Below are 18,315 nucleotides of genomic sequence, written 5' to 3' on the forward strand. Positions count from 1 at the left end.
TCCACGTCGACGAGCGGGACGCCCGGTTACAGACGAACCCTAGTTGGGTTGAAGCACGTCCTCGGTAGGATGTTTCGCCGCGAGACTCTGCAAGTTACAGACGAACCCTAGTTGGGTTGAAGCGGGAACCGTTGAGGTCCTCGTCGATGATGCGAGCGTTACAGACGAACCCTAGTTGGGTTGAAGCATCGACCGGAACACGCGAACCACGCTCGGCGAGCGTTACAGACGAACCCTAGTTGGGTTGAAGCACTCCAACGAGTTCATTAATCCCGATGGGGAGGAGGTTACAGACGAACCCTAGTTGGGTTGAAGCTTACAGACGATTCGGTCGACAGAACCCTATCGCCCGTTACAGACGCACCCTTGCGGGATTGAATCCCGATTCCAAATGTGACAGGAGGAAATTCAGACCCATCGGTAAACTTTAAATTCCGTAGTCTGAATACTCTTCCAGTACATCTATCGTATAGAGTTTCGTTCTAAAAAACGACAGCCGGTCCAGATGGGTGTTTACTCCCCTTCTTTGACTTCGTAGATCTCGTCGGCGGTAAAGCCGTGCGCTTCCCGGTGGACTTTCTCGCCTGCCTCTTTGTTCGGCGCTTCAAAGAGGCAGAAGACCGCACCTTCGTCCTCGTCCAGCCAATACTTCTTGTAGTTCACCCCGTACTTGTCTTGAATTTCGAGGTCTTGCCTGTGCGCCTTAACTGCCTCCTCAGCGGTGAGCCCCTCTATGTCCCTGTGAACGTCCATGAATAATGGCATGGTTGTTGTAGTGTAGCACGTCTCACACCATAAATACACATTAATAATTGTATGAATGTAGTCACAGATATGACTGAGTTCATAATCCTACCACGGATTTGATGGCGGGCAGGTACGAGCGATTCCGGAGGGGCGCAGAATCTGTCTCCTGTAGTTGCTGCATTCTCTGAGTCTTGCACGCTCATTTCACCAGGTTCGCTAATTGGTACGTTCGAGAGTATCAGGACTTTCGCTAATACCACTGTCTGCTTGGTTGGTTGCATACCCTCTCCAAGCAGACGTTCTCTCTAAGCCGATGTGATCGACCAAGCCTTCCGCCACGGAATCCGTCGCTTCGTCTCGTTCTCACCGACGTACCCCACGATGGACCGCGACGACATCCGCGAAGCGCTCAACTGGTTCCGAGCGGTCGACCCCGAAGTCGTCTTCCACGAGCCGACCAACCCTCGTGGGATGAACTTCGAGTTGTGCGTCGAGGCGTTGCGAGACGCCGGGTTCGAAGCAGAGGCCAGTCAGTTCGAAGCGTTACTCGACGAAGACACGTGGGTCGAGTATGCACTAAAGCAGATTCGGATGGTTCGGGAGGTCGTCGAGGAGCTGGGCGGGCCGACGATTCACACTTGGCCCGACCGGACGCTGCTTCGAGCGACGAGCGGGGAGTTGAGAGTGCGGTTGGTGCAGATGAAGCAGAAGGTTTCTGAAGAAGCGTGGTGAGTTACGGATTTAGACGACGGTCCCGGGTTCGAAACAGGTGAGTAGTGTCCGGGTGGTCGGTTCCGTCGACCACTGGGTGTTGAACCCTAGAAGCAACCCGACCCTCACCCCCTTCTCGCATCCCAGTACAATAACCCAGCACCGACGACCAAACAGACCGCAAGCCCGCCGAACGCGACGGCGTAGTTCAGATACGTCGCGACGATACCGACGTAGGCCGGGCCGACCGCGTTCGCCCCGAGGAAGAGCGCCCGTGCAGCGCCGAGGTCGGCCCCGCGGTCGGCGTCGGGCGCGTTGTCGACGATAATCGCGTCAGCGAGCGGGAACTCCATCTTGTAGCCGACGGCGAGGACGACGACGGCGACGTAGATGAACAGCCGCGTGTCCACGAGCGAGAGGGCAGCGAGCGACCCCGCGGCAATGAGCATCCCGACGACCGCAATCGACTCGCGCCGGAAGTGGTCGCTGAGGCCGCCGGCGACCGGCTTGATGCCGAGGCCGACGACGAAGACGATGGCAAACGTGGCGCTGGCAAGCTCCTCGGGGAAATCCTTGGCCTGACTCAGGAACGTCGGGAGGAAGTTGATGAAGCCGCCGACCATGAAATAAAACAGTCCGAATGCGAGGAGCGTCCGGCGTTGTTCCGGGCTGGCAAAGAGTCTGCGGAGCGTGCCGGACGCGTCGAGTTCCGGCGACCCGACGGTGTAGCCGTCGTTCGACCACCGGGCGAACAAGAGCGTAAGCGCCCCGAGGACGACAGCGACGGGAAGAAACGGGGTTTGCCACGTCGCGTAGCTGAGCGCGAGGATTGCGAGCCCGGATGCGAGCAGGCCGCCGAGGTCGGTCCCGGCGGCGTAGAGACCGAGCGCTCGCCCTCGACGCTCGACGAAGAGGTCCGAAAGCAACGCCCGCGAGGGGATGGCGAACAGCCCTTTCCCGAAGCCAGTAATCACCGCGGCGAGGAGGAACCCGGTGAGACCACCCGCGATGCCGAACGTGGCGAACCCGAGGACGAGAATTCCGAGTCCCGGAACGATGAGCGTTGCTCGTGTCCAGCGGTCCGAGTATTCCCCGCTGGGGTACTGCGTGATTGCGTAGATGCCCTGAAAGAGCGCCAGTGCGATGCCGGCGGTCGCGTTGGTTATCTGGAGCGCTTCGATAATCGTCGGGAGAAGCGGCGACAGCAGGAACCGCCCCGCTTGTAGCACTGCCCACGCGAGCGAGACGGTGAGCAACATCCGGCCGGAGTAGCCCGAAAACAAACGCTCGCCGGATGTCGGCTGTCGGTTCACACGTGGCGTATGCTGACCGGGTACCAATGAATTACGATTGCGGAATGGCTGTAGTGATTCGTAACTGCCGTTCTCCCCCACCCAGTTTATATCAACCCACAGTTATTTTTTGGCTCCTGCAAAAGTGTCGTGTGAATGGTCCACTGCCCTGAATGCAAGACGGCCCTCGAAACGATTGACGACATCGAGTTCGTCGAAATGGACGCACGAACTGGTTTCATCAGATCCTCGAAGCGTTTCTATACGACTACCTGTGCAGAATGTAGCGCGACGATTGGCAGCGGTGTCGCCGGTGCGAAACCGAACGGCGGTGCTGCCTAATGGTTCACTGTCCCGAGTGTGAAGCAACGCTCGATGACGCGTCCGACGTCGAGTTCCTCGACATGGATTCGACGAATGGTTTTTTCACGGCCGCAAAGCGGTTCTACCTCGTTGCGTGCGGTCACTGTGGGGCCGCAATCGGCAGCGGCGTCGCTGGCGCGATGTAAGCCGTGATGTGAGACACTCCCGCAAGCAATTGCCGTATCTGTAGTGTAGTGATACGGGACTGGCCCTTCCCCCGTCCCTCAACTTACTTCTCCGGAGGGTGACGACGCGTATCGCTGGTTCCGAAGGTGTCCATGTTGGGGTAGTCAGCGATGAGGCCGTCCACGCCCAGTTCGAGCGGTTTCTGTGCCTCTCTCCAACTGTCGATTGTCCAGACGTTTACTTCACGGCCCTCTTCGTGAGCGGTTTCGACGAGGTCGCGGTCGAGTACGTCGACGGACGGGTTGACCGCCTTGGCATCGAGTTCGCGGGCAATCTCCAGGTTCTCGTCTTTGTTGCGTCCGAAAATCGGGGCGACATCGACGCTCGAATCGATGTCTCGGACTGCCCTGATTGCATCGGGGTCGAACGAGGAGACGTAGAACTCGCCCGGATACTGCGACGCGATACGCAACGTCCGTTTAGCGAATTCCGTCCAGGAAAGTGGTCCGGACTCCTTGAATTCGATATTCATCGTGACGTTCGGGCGGGTCGCGTTGAGGACTTCGGCGAGCGTCGGAATGGTCTCCCCGGAGTCGAGAACTTCGGCCTGTAGAACCGTCTCGGATGGGGTCTCACTGACGAGTCCCTCCTTGTCCGTGAGGTCGTCGAGCGCCGCGTCGTGGAAGACGACGACTTCTCCATCACTCGTCGCTTCGACGTCGATTTCGATTCGCTCGGTGCCGAGGCGAGATGCGCCCTCCACGGCGGCGACAGTATTTTGGGGGTACACGTCTCTGAACCCGCGGTGCGCCGTGATGTACGGACCTGTCTGTTTCTCACGTCCCTTTCCGTTCTCTCGACCGTCTCTCGCGACAGCAGTCCCGCTTACCACCGAGGTCCCGATGGTCGCGCCAATCGCTTTGACCGCGGTTCGTCGGGATACGGAACCGATAATTCGGGAGGTTTCTTCGGACATCACGTAGACCTAATCCTCTCCGCCTATATTGTATTTTATATGGTATTTAGTGATGGATGACTGGACACGTCAGCTGTTCCCCGTGGCCGCGCGTAGGGGCTGTCGTCCTGATGCGACAGCTTGCCCTATACATGAATAATGGGCACATTTATAATATATAAAAGACTTGCCGTACGGAGGTAGTATGGCTACCTGTTTTGCCTACCAAGACAATAATATGCACGATCAACAACCACCGTCGCAGCAAGACAGATTCGGGAAACCGAGCGAGCAGTGGAAGCAATACCAGGGCGCGCCTACGGGGACGGACCTGACCGAGTGTCAGGCGTGGCGTCAGGAGGCGGCGTTCCGGATGCTCAACAACAACCTCGACCCCGAGGTTGCTGAACGGCCCGAAGACCTCGTCGTTTACGGCGGGACCGGTCGTGCAGCCCGGTCGTGGGACGCCTACGACGCGATTCTCGACGAACTGCGCAACCTCGAGGACGACGAGACGCTCCTCGTTCAGTCCGGCAAGCCGGTCGGGAAGTTCACGACCCACGAGCGCGCCCCGCGCGTCCTCATCGCCAACTCGAACCTCGTCGGCCACTGGGACGACTGGGAACACTTCCACGAACTCGAAGCACAGGGCAAGATTATGTACGGCCAGATGACCGCCGGGTCGTGGGCGTACATCGGCACGCAGGGTATCATTCAGGGCACCTACGAGACGCTTGCTGAACTCGCCCGCCAGCACTACGACGCCGACCTGACCAGTAAACTCGTCGTGACCGGCGGTCTCGGCGGCATGAGCGGGGCGCAACCCCTCGCGGTAACGATGAACAACGGCGTCTGTATCGCGGCCGAAGTCCAGCCCGACCGCATCGAGCGCCGCGTCGAGACGGACTACCTGATGGATTCGACCGACTCGCTGGACGAGGCGCTGGAGAACGCCAAGGAAGCCCTCGAAGCGGGAGAACCCTACAGCGTCGGCGTCGAGATGAACGTCGCCGACATGCTCGAAGAACTCCTCGAACGCGACGAGATTCCGGACATCGTCACGGACCAGACGAGCGCCCACGACGAACTCGAAGGCTACTACCCGAGCGGCTACACCGCCGCGGAAGCGGACCAACTGCGCGAAGACGACCCAGATACGTACGTCGAAGAGAGCCTCGACACGATGGAGCGCCACGTCCAGGCCATCCTCGACCTGCAGGACGAGGGCGCAATCGCCTTCGAGTACGGCAACAACATCCGCGGGCAGGTGAAGACCCACCGCGGCATGGACCACGCCTTCGACTTCCCCGGCTTCGTTCCGGCCTACATCCGCCCGATGTTCTGTCGCGGCCGCGGCCCGTTCCGGTGGGCCGCGCTCTCCGGCGACCCGGAGGACATCTACCGCACCGACGAGGCGATTCGCGACCTCTTCCCGGAGAACGAGTCGCTCATGCGCTGGATCGACCTCGCACAGGAACAGGTGTCGTTCCAGGGTCTCCCTTCGCGGGTCTGCTGGCTCGGCTACGAGACCGACGACGAGGGCATCACCGAGCGCGCTCGCTTCGCGCTGAAAATTAACGACCTCGTCGCGTCCGGCGAGGTTTCGGCCCCGGTCGTCGTCACGCGCGACCACCTCGACGCCGGGTCCGTCGCCAGCCCGAACCGCGAAACTGAAGCGATGCGGGACGGCACCGACGCTGTCGCCGACTGGCCCATCCTGAACGCGCTTCTCAACACCGCATCGGGAGCGGACATCGTGAGCGTTCACGACGGCGGCGGCGTCGGCATCGGCAACTCGCTGCACACCAACAACCACGTCGTCCTCGACGGCTCCGACCTCGCGGCGAAGAAAGCCCGCGCCGTGTTCACTACCGACCCCGGGATGGGCGTCATTCGGCACGCGGACGCCGGCTACGAAGACGCGCTCGACGAGGCAGAACAGTCCAACGTCCATATCCCGATGCAGGACCACGACGCGGGACGAGGTAACGAATGAGATTCCGTGACCCGCCACACTGGGAGGGAACGTCCTCCGACCCGAACGACGAGCAGTTCGGCCACGTCGTCAACGAGACGAGCATCGAAGACGCGAGCGACTTCGACGCTGTGCTCGTCGGCGAACCGTACGACGGTGCCGTCATCGGTCGCCGCGGTGCCCGAGACGGTCCCGCCGCGATTCGGCGCGAACTCGCCTCGTCCAAGTCGCACCACTTCGACGAGGGTCCCGTTTCGGGCGTCGGCGACCTCGGCGACCTACCAATCGACGAACTCGAAGGCGGCGTGGCGGACGTACAGTCCGCGGTCGCCGACGAGACGGCCCACGTCTACGAGCGCGGGGCGCTTCCCGTCTTCCTCGGCGGCGACAACTCGCTGACCGTCGCCAACGTCAAACCGCTCCTCGACCGCGACGCGTCTATCGGCGTCATCAGCTTCGACGCCCACCTCGACTGCCGCGAACCCCAAGACGGTCCGTCCAGCGGGACGCCGTACCGCCAACTCTTCGACGCGGGACTCGACACACTCGCCGTCGTCGGCGCGCGGCACTTCGAAACCTCGACGACCTACGCTGACTTCCTGCGCGACTCGGGTGGCACTATCCTGACCGCGGACGAAGTCGGTCGCGGGGCGACCGAGACGGCCGACTTCGCGCTCGACGCCCTCTCGTCGTGCGACCACGTGTTCGTCAGCCTCGACGTGGACGTGCTGGACGAGACGGCCGCGCCGGGCGTGAGTGCTCCCACACCCGGTGGCATCACTACACGAGAACTGTTCTCGATGCTTCGCCGCGTCGCATCCGATTCGCGCGTCGTCGGCTTCGAGGTCGTCGAGTGCGCACCGCCGCTCGACGACGACGACCAGACCGCCCGCGCCGCCGCACGTGCAGTTGCCCACTTCCTTTCAGGAGTGATGTCCCATGTCTGAGCCAACTACAGATTCTGACCTGACAGTCGTTTACGGTGCCGAAGAGTTAGTCGTCGGTCCCGACGACGAAACCGGCGTTGTCGTCTACGAGGACGCCGCGTTCGCCGCTGTCGGTGGCGAAGTCGTCGCCACCGGCCCGACTGACGAAGTCCTCGCCGAGTACCCGGCCGAGGACGCTGAGACCGCAATCGACGCGACCGGCAAGACGGTTCTGCCCGGGTTCGTCGACCCGCACACCCACGCAGTCTTTGCGGGCGACCGCTCCGACGAGTTCGTGGCGAAGCTTAAGGGTGCGACCTACGAGGAAATCCTCGCCGACGGCGGCGGCATCCTCCGCACCGTCGACGCGGTCCGCGAGGCGTCCGACGAGGAACTGGCGGCGAACCTCACCGAGCACCTCGACGCGATGCTCGAACACGGGACGACGACGGTCGAAGTGAAGACCGGCTACGGACTCGACACCGAGACCGAACTTCGGCTGCTCGAAGCCATCGCAACCGCTGGCGGCGAGCATCCGGTGGACGTGATTCCGACGTTCATGGGCGCACACGCCGTCCCTCGCGATGTCGACACCGAGGAGTACACGGAATCGGTCATCTCCGAGCAACTCCCGGCCGTCGCCGAACAGGGTGTCGCCGAATTCTGCGACGTGTTCTGTGAGCGCGGTGTCTTCACCGCCGACCAGTCCCGTCGCATCTTGGAGGCAGGCAAGGAGTACGGACTCACGCCGAAGATTCACGCCGACGAATTTGCCGATATCGGCGGCACCGATGTCGCGGCCGCCGTTGGCGCGGCGAGCGCGGACCACCTGCTCCAAACCGACGCTGACGGCCGAGAGACGCTGGTCGGTGCCGACGTGACGCCGGTCGTTCTCCCCGGAACCGCCTTCGGTCTGGGAGCCGAGTACGCCGACGCTCGCGCCTTCCTCGATGCGGGCCACGAAGTCGCGCTCGCGACCGACTTCAACCCGAACTGCTTCGCTCGAAGTATGGCATTTATCGCGACGCTCGGCAGCGTCGGGATGCGGATGACGCCACAGGAGGTCATTCGCGGCATCACGAGCGCCGCCGCCAACGCACTCGACAGAGACGACGGCACGGGCACGCTTCAGCCCGGCAGCCCCGCCGACGCCGTCGTCCTCGATATCCCGTCTGCGAGACACCTCTCGTACCGGTTCGACACGAATCCCGTTTCGACCGTGCTGAAATCGGGGGTGGTCGTCCATGAGTGAGTCCGCCCTTCCCGACACCGTCGTCGTCGACGGCGAGTCGCTGACGCCCGAGGACGTCGTCGCGGTCGCCCGCCACGACGCCCGCGTCGAACTCCCCGACGAGGCGTGGGAGAAGATGCAAGACTCGCGCGACCGAGTCGAATCCGTCCTCGACTCCGGCGAGCCGGTCTACGGCGTCAACACCGGATTCGGCCACCTCGTCGAGACCCACATCGACCGCGAGGACATCGAACGCCTTCAGACGAACCTCATCCGGAGTCACGCCGCCGGTGCGGGCCGCGAACTGACCCGCGAGGAAGTCAGAGCGATGATGGTTACCCGGGCGAACACGCTCGCAAAGGGCTTCTCCGGCATTCGACCCTCCGTGGTCGAACTGCTCGTCTCGATGCTCAACGAGGGCGTCCACCCTGTCGTCCGCTCTCGCGGAAGCCTCGGCGCGAGCGGCGACCTCGCACCCCTCGCACACATGGCGCTCGTCCTCATCGGCGAGGGCGAGGCCCACCTCGACGGCGACCGACTCGAAGGTGACGAGGCGCTGGACGCGGTCGGTCTGGAACCGGTGACGCTCGCCTCGAAAGAAGGGCTCGCGCTCATCAACGGGACGCAACTTACGGTCGGTCTCGCCTCGCTGTTCGTCGTCGATGCCGAGCGAACTATCGACGCCGCGGACGCGGCGGGCGCGCTCACGACCGAGGTGACGATGGGTACGACGGCGAACTGCGACCCGGCGATTCACGAGATTCGCCCCCATCCCGGCCAGAAGCAGAGCGCCGAGACGATTCGACGCCTGACCGCCGGTTCGACGGTCCTCGAATCGCACAAGGACTGCGAGCGCGTGCAGGACGCCTACTCGATTCGGTGTCTCCCGCAGGTCCACGGCGCGGTCAGAGACGCCGTCGACCACCTCCGCGAGGCCGTCGAAATCGAACTCAACAGCGTGACCGACAACCCGCTCGTCTTCCCGGCGGGCGAGGTCGACGAACGCGCCCCCGGTACCGACGTGGCCGCCGTCGTCTCGGCGGGCAACTTCCATGGCGAACCGCTGGCGCTCCGCCTCGACTACGCCGCGGGCGCGCTGACCGAACTCGCCGCTATCTCCGAGCGCCGGACCGACCGGATGCTCAATCCCGAGGTGCAAGAGTCCTACCTCCCGGCGTTCCTGACCGAACACAGCGGGCTTCGGTCGGGCTACATGATTGCGCAGTACACCGCCGCCGCGCTCCTCAACGAGTGTCGGTCGCTCGGTCGGCCGTCTATCGACTCGACGCCGGTCAGCGGCGGGCAGGAAGACCACGTGAGCATGAGCGGCCAGAGCGTGCTGCACGCACAGACCGTCATCGAGAACGTCTCGACTATCGTCGGCGTCGAACTCCTCTGTGCTTCGCAGGCCGCGGAGTTCCTCGATGACGACCTCGAACTCGGAACCGGTACCGGGTCCGTCCGCGACTCGGTTCGCTCGGTCGTCCCGCCGCTCGAAGAGGACAGACAACTCGACGGCGAACTTGAGACGGCGGGCGACCTCGTCCGATTCGGCGCGATTCGTGCGGCCGTAGACGAGGCACTCGACTAATCGGGCTTAGAGGCACTCCACGGGCACGATTTTCTTTTCTCTACCTACTATCTCTTCGGCCTAACCTTACGAATTCGGCATCCTGTTATAGCGGGTTCCAAGCGGAAAATCAGGCCGAAAAACTCGCGATTTCGAACCCCCCGGAACGAGTACTGAGTGAGCTTCTGTAGGCCAACAAACGGTTGGTTCCAACGGAAAGGGGCTTCCAGAGACCTTGCCGTTCCCACGCAACTGAGCCATCAGGTTGGACTGCAACCAGAGAACCCGTTCCCGGTTCGACACCGGATATAAAATCGATATCTGCGGTGGATTCCGCTCGGCGGAGTATTATTTGCCCACCAGCACCGATTATCGAACTTGCCGGTCTTCCTCCGGAGAGTTTCCATACCTTCGATCCGGTCTCCGGATCAACGCCATAGCAATTGCCGACATCACCGAGTGATGAGTCAGACGTATCGTGCGTGCGCACTGCAACTTGGTCGGGCAATACCACTGGTTCGTCGAGGACACCGAGGAAATCTTCGTTTGCTGTTCCGGGCTCTGTCGTGACGAAATCCCAAACTCGCGTTCCGTCGTCGTTCAAATCGAATGCCTCCACCCCCCGTGGATGGCCGACGTATACGAGACCACGATACGCATCCACGACTGGACGAGTATCGTCTGCTTGCGTCGGCGCTCGCCACCGAACAGACCCATCGTTCAGCGCCACGGCGGCTAGTTGCTGTCGTCCGCTACTCAGATAGACGGCCCCGTCGTAGATTGTTGGGCTGTTATGAAGCCATCCGTCATTCACCGGGAACGACCACTGCTTTGTTCCTGTCGCTGCGTCGAGGGCATGGACAGCGACGTGGTCCAAAGAGACGGTGGTCACAATACACATCCCATCTTCGATAACCGCCGAGCCACCGAGTTCAGCCTCAACTGACCACTCCCAGCGCTGCTCTCCGGTCGTTGGGTCAAGAGCATGGACCACGCCGTTACTGCACCTTCGTTACCAGTCTTCGATCCGGAGACCGCAAAGACCGTCAGTTTATCGTCTGGCCCTGTCGCCAGTGCTGGCGGCTCGACCCCTGCATACGGCATCGGTGCTGTCCAGCGGACCGACCCATCGGTTAACGCTCTGGCCTCAACCCTCGACTCCACAGGATCGGCATCGTACTCTGCGATTCCGAGATAGGTGTGTTCGCGTCCAACCACAACTTCAGTTGGCGATTGGTTTTCTGGAATCGTGATTTTCCATTCTTATTTCCCCGGTTTTGAAGCTTCGAGCGTTGGATTGTGCCCTGCTGCTCGCGCATCGTGTTCGACCATGGGCCAGCTTTTTCCGGACGATTCAACCGGAGTTGGTGTTCTGGATTCGACTTTCGAGGCGTTTGAATTCGAATTTCCGCCGCGGCTGATACACCCAGATACCCCCAATGTGGCACTTGCTCCTACTATTGAAATAAATGAACGTCTATCCATAGCCGAGGTAGTATATATAAATTGATAAAATTGTTTTATTGGCACTGTCTAGTTAGTGACCTCCTCGACCGGTGTTCGTCCATCAAGTGTTTGATGTGGTCTCTGAAAATCATCGTATTGCGAAGTTTCTCTCAGTGAACGCCCGGTCGCGTGGAGCCGGACGGTGAACGCTCCCACGTTTCTGCTAAATCCGCTGTAACGCACTCGCTGAGCAGGTCTGCGAGCGTCTCCAAACTAACTCAACGACCTGCTCAATTCTCAAACTGGCTCATCTAGACCGTGCCATAAAATTATTGTGTCTATTGTCCTAGAAATGTAGAAACTATCCAGTTAAACTGGAGATGGCTGGTGAGAGCTAGAACAACCACGAAAATTGATTTAGTGACGTAATTGAGTGGCTAAAAACCACCATCTTGGTATTGAATAATTTTTACATTTGGTAGGCCGGCACTGTCTAGTTAGGCCAGTTTGAGAAGCGAGCAGTTCGTAGATCTAGTGCTTTGCTTGACCTAGAACTGCTCACAGAGTCGTTGGAAACGGCGAATTATGAATGTTGGCAGCGGGAGCGGACGGCGAACGCCCTGACGGGCGTCGCCGTCCGACTCCATGCTGCCGGCCTTTCGCTCAGAGAGACAGAAGCAATTCTGCGTCTTCTCGGCGTAAAACGCTCGTTTCAAGCTATTTTCCAGTGGGTACATCGGTTGGCTGACAGCGTTTCCGACCCGCCGAAGGCGACGCCGAGGCGGGTCGCGGTCGACGAGACCGCTGTCAAGATCAATGGCAAGTGGTCTTGGTTATATGCTGCAATAGACCTCGACACGAAAGTGATTCTTGACGTTGCGCTGTTCAAGCGTCACGGGATTAATCCGGCGGCTGCGTTTCTCCACGGAGTCTGTGAGAAACACGACTGTTCAAACACGGTGTTTCTGGCTGATGCCTTCGGCTATCGGACTGCCTTCTCTCGATTAGGAGTAAACGGTCGAGTCGACTACACAGAGCGAAACCTCATCGAGAAGTGGTTTCACACGCTCAAGATGCGGGTCGACCGTTTCCACAACTCGTGGGTGGGTAGTCGGCAGAGCCTCCGACAGTGGCTTGCACTGTTCGTTCATTACTATAATTTTCAGCGACCGCATCAATCGCTCGACGGAAGAACGCCAGCTCAGGAGGTTAACTAGACAGTGCCCATTTATTCTCCGAAAGTCATATTAGCACAAAGACACATAGATATATTTGGTATGGTATATACCCCTCGAATTCGCGGCATTCCTCAGGTATGGCGGATTGCAGTTCTCGGTGCGCTGGGTGGGCTAGCTATCAACGTTGTCGGAAATTCGCTGTCCATCTCTGGACAGGGCCCTTCTGGTTCAATATTGTTATTCGGGACCGTACTTGCTGGGGGTATCGCAGTCGCTCGTTCGGCAGATCCGGGTGCCGCGGGACTCCGCACTGCATTTATTGGTGCCATCATTAGCTTTATTTTATCTATCCCGCCTAATATGGCATATATTACAAGCTGGAAGGGCGGACCGTTTATGTTCACTATTTTCTCCGTGGTTATATTGAGTGTATTATGTGTACTCGGGGTTATCTTTGGTCGAATTGGCGGTTGGATAACGAACACTGTTACCGCACACTGGTTACACACCACAAATGGCAGTGTTTAGTTTGGAGCATTGTGCCAGCGAGCGAAACTCTGGAGCCAGTTTTCAGCTGTACTCGGTTCGACGTTGCTGAAGCAGTTTGAAAACGAAGAGGCTCGACCCTTTACTTCTCGGAAAATACGTTCGATGGCGTTTCGATTTCCGTGGCGTTCTGTCTGAAATCGGAGCCCGGCTCGTTGCAGTGCAGGTTGGAGATGTTTCGCACCATCGAAGAGAAATACGGTGGTTTCGACATCGTGTTTGTGCCGCAGTTCTTTGAGAAAGATTTCGGTGAGAGCGGTTGTAGTGGTCGAAAACAGCCGAAAATAGAGAATTTCGTTCGTTTCAGTACCTCACAAAGCGTCCTTGGCTAACTGGTTCTGACGAGCGAGTTCACTGATGAAACAGTCGCCGGACCAGCAGTTGACGTCCACTTCAGGCCAGCGATCTCACGAAGGTGTCGGCGGCGAACTACCGCCGCCGACACGACAGCGTTGCCACTGCTTGGAGAGTTGTCCCGGTCGGTATTACCGCTCGAACCGGTCGTCAGGTGGGCGGTTCGCTGGGATCGAGCGGCGAACTGAGAGTGCCTTCCACGCTGCGCGTGTGACCATGCGGATGTATTCTTCGAACGGCCATTATCAAGAACAGAGATGGTATTCGAGAGTGACAATACCGCCACGTGCATCTGAATACCGAGCTCCATCGCTGGCTCGGGTGTCCGCTCGCGCTCCACAAAATCCAAATCAATCCAGTCACTACTACCGCTGAGGCGGGCGATTTCTGCCATTGACCAGCAAGAAATTCTCCCGCCTCACTTTTCACACTTAACTGACTATGGAAATTCTGCTATCCCATGAGAGCGTGGAACAAGATATGGGACGCAAGAGACCGATTCGTGTTTCCTGCCACCGAGCACGTTTAACTGACTGGTCCAAGTGCGTAAGAAGCCGAGGCTTGGGCGCTACAGCTCGGATGCCGCGGCGCGCGGCATCCGGGCAAGCCCGCATAGGTGAATCTCTGTTCCACGCACTGGCGTCCCGGAGTGAGAATCAATGTACCTTGGAATTGACGTTCACAAGCGAGACGCACAGGTGGCAGTAATGGATGAGGCCGGTGAGATCGTCGAAGAGGTTCGCGTCGATAGTGATTCAGGGAAGACACGTAAGAGATTGCCGTTGCTGTTGATGACATGGCTGGCCGGGAGAAGGAGATTGTGCGGCATCTGCGTAGAGCGGATCTCCTGACTGAAACAGCTGATGAGAAGGTAATCTTCGCCGCCTCGTGGATAGAAAATCATCTCGGTGGATTTCTCCAGAAGTTGTCCTAATCACTACGTTGCCGGCTGGACCACTGAGCTGGAGTGCTGCAGCATCGCTGAGCTTATGAGCAATCGAGGACACCTGTTTCAGAAGCGGAAGAGTAAGTTTCGGTACAACAGTACTCTTCCGTTTCAACACGGTTATTCTGACGACCTATTCCACTCCCCTCTGCGGATGCAATAAAGCCGTCTAGAGCTACACGGCAGGATTATCAACTCGAGCTTCGATCGAGTGCTCTTGCCAACCATCTGACGTATCGTACCATTTAGCATCAATCTCAATAGTCCAATGATCTACCATTCCAAGCGGGTTGTTCCATGAGGCATGTGCCTCTACGTAACCGTCAATTTTAAGTACCTGAAAATCGTGCGTCGTTTTTAACCTAGCATTACAGTCGTCGGTGGTTCCGAAATCCTCGGTCATCCCCATTAGCGTAGCTTCAACCCCCCAATCACATAGATCACCCGCGCAGTGATGTATTCCAAGATTGAGCGTCTTGCTTAAAGCCGGTATTGCGCGATCAACCGACACTTCAATTGAATCACCCGGGCAGTCACCATGGCCCAGAGTAATGATCCCCTGGTCGGATGTTCTTTTTACGTCGTGAACATTCCACTTGCCATCATCTTTGATTGTGAACCAATCGGGGGTCCCTTTATTACTCGTCGTATAACCGGAGGTCCCTTGGGCGATCGTTGTATCGTTCTTTTCTGGTGGCGTACCCTTTGCTACTGCACTTCCACTAGTGAATCCTAGCCCAACTCCAGTGGCCCCAAGCATTTGGAGGACTCTCCGTCTGGTCTGCTCACTTGAATCTGAGTCTTCTCGCATTGCAATTTGTTCAAAAGTACATAACAGTTTATACTTTTTGAATTGTAAGTTAGGTATCTGCTCAGCCCAGACTGAATTCGTCACTGGCAGGAGACGTTCATTACACGACGCAGAAGGCGTGGGACGGCCATATCAGGATGCAGATCTTCCGCCGGAACGCGGAAGACCTGCGTGTGTTATCTGCTGACGCGAACTACCCTTGGAGCGACCTCGGTGAGGAGTGTCGCTCCAACTCAACACGACCATTGATCAAACACAGAGAACAGACCCCGTTGCAGAAAGCCCACAACGCTCGAATGAACGAGGACTACGACCAGCGCTGGATGAGTGAAACCGGCTTCTCATCGATTAAGCGCTCGCACGGCGACGCGCTCAACGCGATGTACAGCCCGTCAAACTTCGAGGGCCATTCGTCTTTAGCTAAGACTTACACCTCGGTTGCGTAGCGGTAGCGAGCGTCTCTTGTAAGATTGGTCGCTGCCTGTGGATCTTCTGCGCGTCTTCGATCAGGCGCTCCAGCAACGGTGGTGCCGAGTAGCCGAGGTACTCACCGAGTTCGTGGAGGATGAGCTGGGCGTGCGACCGGAAGGTCGCCGCCCAGCGTTCAGGCGGAAATACGATCTCATCGTTGGCCTGCTCGGTGACCAGATCCAACAGCTCACGACTCACCAGCAGTGACAGCAACGCCGCGTACAGCAAAATTTCCACGACATCCGGGTCGCTTGTGTCGAACTCGTCCAACTCGTACTGCGTCTTCAGCTCACGAAACAACGTCTCTACTTCCCAGCGACACCGATACAGCGTTGAGAGATCCGCCGGGAGAAACTCTTCTCTCGGGAGATTCGTGATGTAGAGGTGGTAGTCGTCTGCGTCCTCGTCACGGACGCCGACGACGCGGAACCGCTTCGTATCCAGCGACCGTGTCCCGTTGTACGGCCCACGTTTGAACTCCGCTTCGACCGCTACGTCGATGTACTTCCGCGAGAGGTCATCGACTACATCGTGGATCTGCTTCCCCTCCAAGGGAATGGCGCGGCCGCGCCATTCCCGCAATTCCGCCGTTATCACCGGATTTGCGTTCTGCTTCAGCCGACTCACGAAGTAGCCGTCGTTCTCGTCGATCAACGCGAAGCGACGGTACTTGAAATACGCCAGATCGAGCAGAACCAACCGTCCTTGCAGCCACGAACCCGTCTTGAACAGCGTGCTGTCGTGCGTTTTCTCGTCCGTCACGTCCATCCGTTCAATCGTCTCGTCGGTAGCATTGTGGAGCAGGTGGAGCTTCGCTCCAGCCTGCTCCTCGTGACGGGCTTGGAACTCATCAGAGAGGAACTCGTGCAACCGCAACACCGTTCCATCAGCGATCATCACGTCCCTGAATCGGTCGATATCAGCGTCAACAGCCTCGGGAACAGCGACCTCGTCGAGGCCGTGCTCGACGAGCTCGCGGAGATACTCCGCGAGTGTCGGCGTCAACCGGTGATAGAAGCCGCCAGGTAAAATCGTCTCATCAGCCGTGGAGTTGTAGCTGCGTCTGAACCCTGCGAGAGTTCGGCTCTCACCTGCGGCGAAGCCGAACACGAGCGCCCACACGAGGACTGGAACCTGTAGCTTGCCCTCTCGCTCGACCACGCCGAGTTCCTCGGCGTGCTCTTCGAGGAACTCGGAGGGAAACAGTGTAGTAAGCCGACGCATGATTCTCGATGAGGAGGCTTCTGTGTGCACAACGGTTGCCTCCTCATTCCTCTCGAAAAGAAGCCTCGATAAGCCGTCGCTGTCACGTGGTTCTGCTCTTAGCTAAAGACGGATGCATGATGTCTATTCATGTTTCTAACATATAGACAAAATTAGGCCATCCTAAAATCGATGGCTCTTTGTATTTTAGGCTGTCCTAAAAACTTATGGCAGATAAGGAGCAGTCGGCGACTCGCCGGACGTATCTTAAATCTGGGCTCGCGGTCGCCGCTGGCGGCCTGATTGCGGGCTGTACGGGCAATTCGGGCGAGGGGACGACGACAAAATCGGGTTCGAACGCGACCGCAACGTCGACCTCGGAATCCACGACAGAGGCGACGACGGAATCGTCCGACGGCGACTCGTACACCGTTTCGATGGCCCCGATGGGCGACGTGGAGTTCGACGGCGTGCCGGAGACTGTCTTCACGCGCCTGACGCACCACGCGGGAATGGCCTTCGCACTCGGTCACGGCGACGCCGTCAACTCGATGCACGCGCCCGACTACTACGACGCGCTGTGGAACCAGTTCGTCGTGCGACTCGACGGCGTTTCTCTGGACTGGAGCGGCCTGTACTCCTCGTGGGAACCGACGAAAGAGAAACTGTACGAACTCGACAGCGACGTTCACCTCGCGGACCCGGCGAACGTGGCCGCTCTCGGGAGTTGGAGTTCCGCGGACCTCGAAGAAATCGAACAGAACGTCAGCCCGTGGTTCGGGAACACCTTCAGCGACCGAAACCGAAGCCCGCCGTCGGAGTGGGCGGATGCGTACCAGTTCTACGGGCTTTGGGAAATCTTCGAGAAGGTCGCGCAAGTGTTCAAAGCCGAAGCGAAGTACGAAGCACTCGCGTCGATTCACGACGACCTTCTACAGACGATTTCGTCGAACCTCCCCGCTGAGGAAGACCGCCCGACCGCCGTGATGCTCGCCTCCCGCGACTTCGAGACGATTTACGCCTACGACGCGAACCAACCCGGATACCTGACGGCGCACATGCGCCCGCTGGGTGTCGAAAGCGCGTTCGGCGACGATTTCGAGTCCGGCTCGACCGTCGATTTTGAGACGCTTCTCGAAGCCGACCCGGACGTGATTTTCTCGCTCGGAGGAATGCACCCGACGACGGACATGGTCGCAACCAGAGCGATGTTCACCGATGACCCGGTCGGAAGCGAGATTTCGGCGGTGAAAAACGGCCGTATCCACGCGCAGGGCGCTCGCTATCAGGGGCCGATTCTCAACCTATTCCAGTTGGAGATGACCGCAAAACAGCTCTACCCCGAGCAGTTCGGCGCGTGGCCGACATACGAGAAGGGACCGTACCCGGAGATTCCGGAAGACGAACAGTTGTTCGACCGTCAGCGCGTCGCCGACATCATCAACGGAACGAACTAAAACGTCG

17 protein-coding genes, 3 pseudogenes and 1 CRISPR repeat array (1 of these 21 cut by a window edge) are annotated in these 18,315 nt (G+C 59.0%); of the genes and pseudogenes, 12 read left to right on the forward strand and 8 right to left on the reverse strand.

Annotation, left to right across the window (positions count from 1 at the left end; genetic code table 11):
• Positions 1–381: direct repeats of the CRISPR family, unit length 30 nt; unit sequence GTTACAGACGAACCCTAGTTGGGTTGAAGC (it extends 1,099 nt beyond the left edge of the window).
• 132 nt (positions 382–513) lie between these two features.
• Positions 514–753: a DUF4242 domain-containing protein gene (locus HFX_RS18265; protein WP_014732818.1), complete on the reverse strand. Its 240-nt coding sequence runs from the start codon at positions 751–753 to the stop codon at positions 514–516.
• A gap of 309 nt (positions 754–1,062) precedes the next feature.
• Here HFX_RS18265 and HFX_RS18270 point away from each other — a divergent pair, with 309 nt between their 5' ends.
• Positions 1,063–1,479 (forward strand): hypothetical protein, encoded by a 417-nt coding sequence (locus tag HFX_RS18270; RefSeq protein ID WP_004060803.1) that lies wholly within the window; start codon positions 1,063–1,065, stop codon positions 1,477–1,479.
• Between the two features lie 104 nt (positions 1,480–1,583).
• Here HFX_RS18270 and HFX_RS18275 read toward each other — a convergent pair whose 3' ends face one another.
• Positions 1,584–2,717, reverse strand: a complete 1,134-nt coding sequence (locus HFX_RS18275; RefSeq protein WP_004060802.1) for an MFS transporter — start codon at positions 2,715–2,717, stop codon at positions 1,584–1,586.
• Between the two features lie 189 nt (positions 2,718–2,906).
• Here HFX_RS18275 and HFX_RS18280 point away from each other — a divergent pair, with 189 nt between their 5' ends.
• On the forward strand, positions 2,907–3,092 hold the full coding sequence (locus HFX_RS18280; protein WP_004060801.1) for a hypothetical protein: 186 nt from the start codon (positions 2,907–2,909) through the stop codon (positions 3,090–3,092).
• Positions 3,092–3,259, forward strand: a complete 168-nt coding sequence (locus tag HFX_RS20185) for a hypothetical protein (protein WP_004060800.1) — start codon at positions 3,092–3,094, stop codon at positions 3,257–3,259. Before HFX_RS18280 ends, HFX_RS20185 begins: the two co-directional genes overlap by 1 nt.
• 83 nt (positions 3,260–3,342) lie before the next feature.
• On the opposite strand, the gene HFX_RS18285 is transcribed toward HFX_RS20185, so the two are convergent.
• Positions 3,343–4,215: a glycerophosphodiester phosphodiesterase gene (locus HFX_RS18285; protein ID WP_004060799.1), complete on the reverse strand. Its 873-nt coding sequence runs from the start codon at positions 4,213–4,215 to the stop codon at positions 3,343–3,345.
• Between the two features lie 217 nt (positions 4,216–4,432).
• Here HFX_RS18285 and hutU point away from each other — a divergent pair, with 217 nt between their 5' ends.
• Genes hutU through hutH form a run of 4 tightly spaced genes read left to right on the forward strand, consistent with a single transcriptional unit; the run spans position 4,433 to position 9,917 of the window.
• A complete protein-coding gene (hutU, locus tag HFX_RS18290) occupies positions 4,433–6,190 on the forward strand; it encodes a urocanate hydratase (protein ID WP_004060798.1) in 1,758 nt (585 codons plus the stop codon).
• Positions 6,187–7,116 (forward strand): formimidoylglutamase, encoded by a 930-nt coding sequence (gene hutG / locus HFX_RS18295; protein WP_004060797.1) that lies wholly within the window; start codon positions 6,187–6,189, stop codon positions 7,114–7,116. The genes hutU and hutG overlap by 4 nt, the downstream gene beginning before the upstream one ends.
• Positions 7,109–8,347, forward strand: a complete 1,239-nt coding sequence (gene hutI / locus HFX_RS18300; protein ID WP_004060796.1) for an imidazolonepropionase — start codon at positions 7,109–7,111, stop codon at positions 8,345–8,347. Before hutG ends, hutI begins: the two co-directional genes overlap by 8 nt.
• Positions 8,340–9,917: a histidine ammonia-lyase gene (hutH, locus tag HFX_RS18305; RefSeq protein ID WP_004060795.1), complete on the forward strand. Its 1,578-nt coding sequence runs from the start codon at positions 8,340–8,342 to the stop codon at positions 9,915–9,917. Before hutI ends, hutH begins: the two co-directional genes overlap by 8 nt.
• A gap of 109 nt (positions 9,918–10,026) precedes the next feature.
• Here the strand turns inward: hutH and HFX_RS19500 are convergent, their stop codons facing one another.
• On the reverse strand, positions 10,027–10,890 hold the full coding sequence (locus HFX_RS19500) for a PQQ-binding-like beta-propeller repeat protein (RefSeq protein ID WP_004060794.1): 864 nt from the start codon (positions 10,888–10,890) through the stop codon (positions 10,027–10,029).
• Between the two features lie 539 nt (positions 10,891–11,429).
• Positions 11,430–11,501 (reverse strand): annotated as a pseudogene (locus tag HFX_RS20725) (IS6 family transposase); the annotation flags it as partial.
• Between the two features lie 380 nt (positions 11,502–11,881).
• On the opposite strand from HFX_RS20725, the gene HFX_RS18315 reads away from it, so the two are divergent.
• On the forward strand, positions 11,882–12,559 hold the full coding sequence (locus HFX_RS18315) for an IS6-like element ISHme1 family transposase (protein WP_004060793.1): 678 nt from the start codon (positions 11,882–11,884) through the stop codon (positions 12,557–12,559).
• Positions 12,560–12,619: 60 nt separating this feature from the next.
• Positions 12,620–13,048 carry a DUF5518 domain-containing protein gene (locus HFX_RS20660; RefSeq protein WP_160163662.1) on the forward strand — a complete coding sequence of 143 codons (429 nt, stop codon included), beginning with the start codon at positions 12,620–12,622 and terminating at the stop codon, positions 13,046–13,048.
• Here the strand turns inward: HFX_RS20660 and HFX_RS20730 are convergent.
• Positions 13,045–13,781: pseudogene (locus HFX_RS20730) on the reverse strand (hypothetical protein); the annotation flags it as partial. The gene HFX_RS20660 and the pseudogene HFX_RS20730 overlap by 4 nt on opposite strands.
• 298 nt (positions 13,782–14,079) lie before the next feature.
• Here HFX_RS20730 and HFX_RS20195 point away from each other — a divergent pair.
• On the forward strand, positions 14,080–14,271 hold the full coding sequence (locus HFX_RS20195) for a hypothetical protein (protein ID WP_004060791.1): 192 nt from the start codon (positions 14,080–14,082) through the stop codon (positions 14,269–14,271).
• A 270-nt stretch (positions 14,272–14,541) separates the two neighbouring features.
• On the opposite strand, the gene HFX_RS19860 is transcribed toward HFX_RS20195, so the two are convergent.
• Positions 14,542–15,177 (reverse strand): hypothetical protein, encoded by a 636-nt coding sequence (locus HFX_RS19860; protein WP_137685691.1) that lies wholly within the window; start codon positions 15,175–15,177, stop codon positions 14,542–14,544.
• An 83-nt stretch (positions 15,178–15,260) separates the two neighbouring features.
• Between HFX_RS19860 and HFX_RS18325 the strand changes: the two are divergent.
• A pseudogene (locus HFX_RS18325) lies at positions 15,261–15,557 on the forward strand (transposase); the annotation flags it as partial.
• Between the two features lie 40 nt (positions 15,558–15,597).
• On the opposite strand, the gene HFX_RS18330 reads toward HFX_RS18325, so the two are convergent.
• Entirely contained in the window at positions 15,598–16,872 is a 1,275-nt protein-coding gene (locus HFX_RS18330) for an IS4-like element ISHme2 family transposase (protein ID WP_004060789.1), read from the reverse strand.
• A gap of 206 nt (positions 16,873–17,078) precedes the next feature.
• On the opposite strand from HFX_RS18330, the gene HFX_RS18335 reads away from it, so the two are divergent.
• On the forward strand, positions 17,079–18,308 hold the full coding sequence (locus HFX_RS18335; RefSeq protein WP_004060788.1) for an ABC transporter substrate-binding protein: 1,230 nt from the start codon (positions 17,079–17,081) through the stop codon (positions 18,306–18,308).
• The last annotated feature ends 7 nt before the right edge of the window (positions 18,309–18,315 follow it).

It is taken from the genome of Haloferax mediterranei ATCC 33500 (assembly GCF_000306765.2).
Taxonomy (GTDB): domain Archaea; phylum Halobacteriota; class Halobacteria; order Halobacteriales; family Haloferacaceae; genus Haloferax; species Haloferax mediterranei.

What these genes read in the sequence shown, in the direction of transcription:
- HFX_RS18285 (WP_004060799.1), bottom strand. Translation starts at nt 4,215, where the DNA reads ATGTCCGAAGAAACCTCCCGAATTATCGGTTCCGTATCCCGACGAACC.
- HFX_RS19860 (WP_137685691.1), bottom strand. Translation starts at nt 15,177, where the DNA reads ATGCGAGAAGACTCAGATTCAAGTGAGCAGACCAGACGGAGAGTCCTC.
- hutU (WP_004060798.1), top strand. Translation starts at nt 4,433, where the DNA reads ATGCACGATCAACAACCACCGTCGCAGCAAGACAGATTCGGGAAACCG.
- HFX_RS20185 (WP_004060800.1), top strand. Translation starts at nt 3,092, where the DNA reads ATGGTTCACTGTCCCGAGTGTGAAGCAACGCTCGATGACGCGTCCGAC.
- HFX_RS18275 (WP_004060802.1), bottom strand. Translation starts at nt 2,717, where the DNA reads ATGTTGCTCACCGTCTCGCTCGCGTGGGCAGTGCTACAAGCGGGGCGG.
- HFX_RS18280 (WP_004060801.1), top strand. Translation starts at nt 2,907, where the DNA reads ATGGTCCACTGCCCTGAATGCAAGACGGCCCTCGAAACGATTGACGAC.
- hutH (WP_004060795.1), top strand. Translation starts at nt 8,340, where the DNA reads ATGAGTGAGTCCGCCCTTCCCGACACCGTCGTCGTCGACGGCGAGTCG.
- HFX_RS20195 (WP_004060791.1), top strand. Translation starts at nt 14,080, where the DNA reads ATGTACCTTGGAATTGACGTTCACAAGCGAGACGCACAGGTGGCAGTA.
- hutG (WP_004060797.1), top strand. Translation starts at nt 6,187, where the DNA reads ATGAGATTCCGTGACCCGCCACACTGGGAGGGAACGTCCTCCGACCCG.
- HFX_RS18335 (WP_004060788.1), top strand. Translation starts at nt 17,079, where the DNA reads ATGGCAGATAAGGAGCAGTCGGCGACTCGCCGGACGTATCTTAAATCT.
- HFX_RS18265 (WP_014732818.1), bottom strand. Translation starts at nt 753, where the DNA reads ATGGACGTTCACAGGGACATAGAGGGGCTCACCGCTGAGGAGGCAGTT.
- hutI (WP_004060796.1), top strand. Translation starts at nt 7,109, where the DNA reads ATGTCTGAGCCAACTACAGATTCTGACCTGACAGTCGTTTACGGTGCC.
- HFX_RS18330 (WP_004060789.1), bottom strand. Translation starts at nt 16,872, where the DNA reads ATGCGTCGGCTTACTACACTGTTTCCCTCCGAGTTCCTCGAAGAGCAC.
- HFX_RS20660 (WP_160163662.1), top strand. Translation starts at nt 12,620, where the DNA reads ATGGTATATACCCCTCGAATTCGCGGCATTCCTCAGGTATGGCGGATT.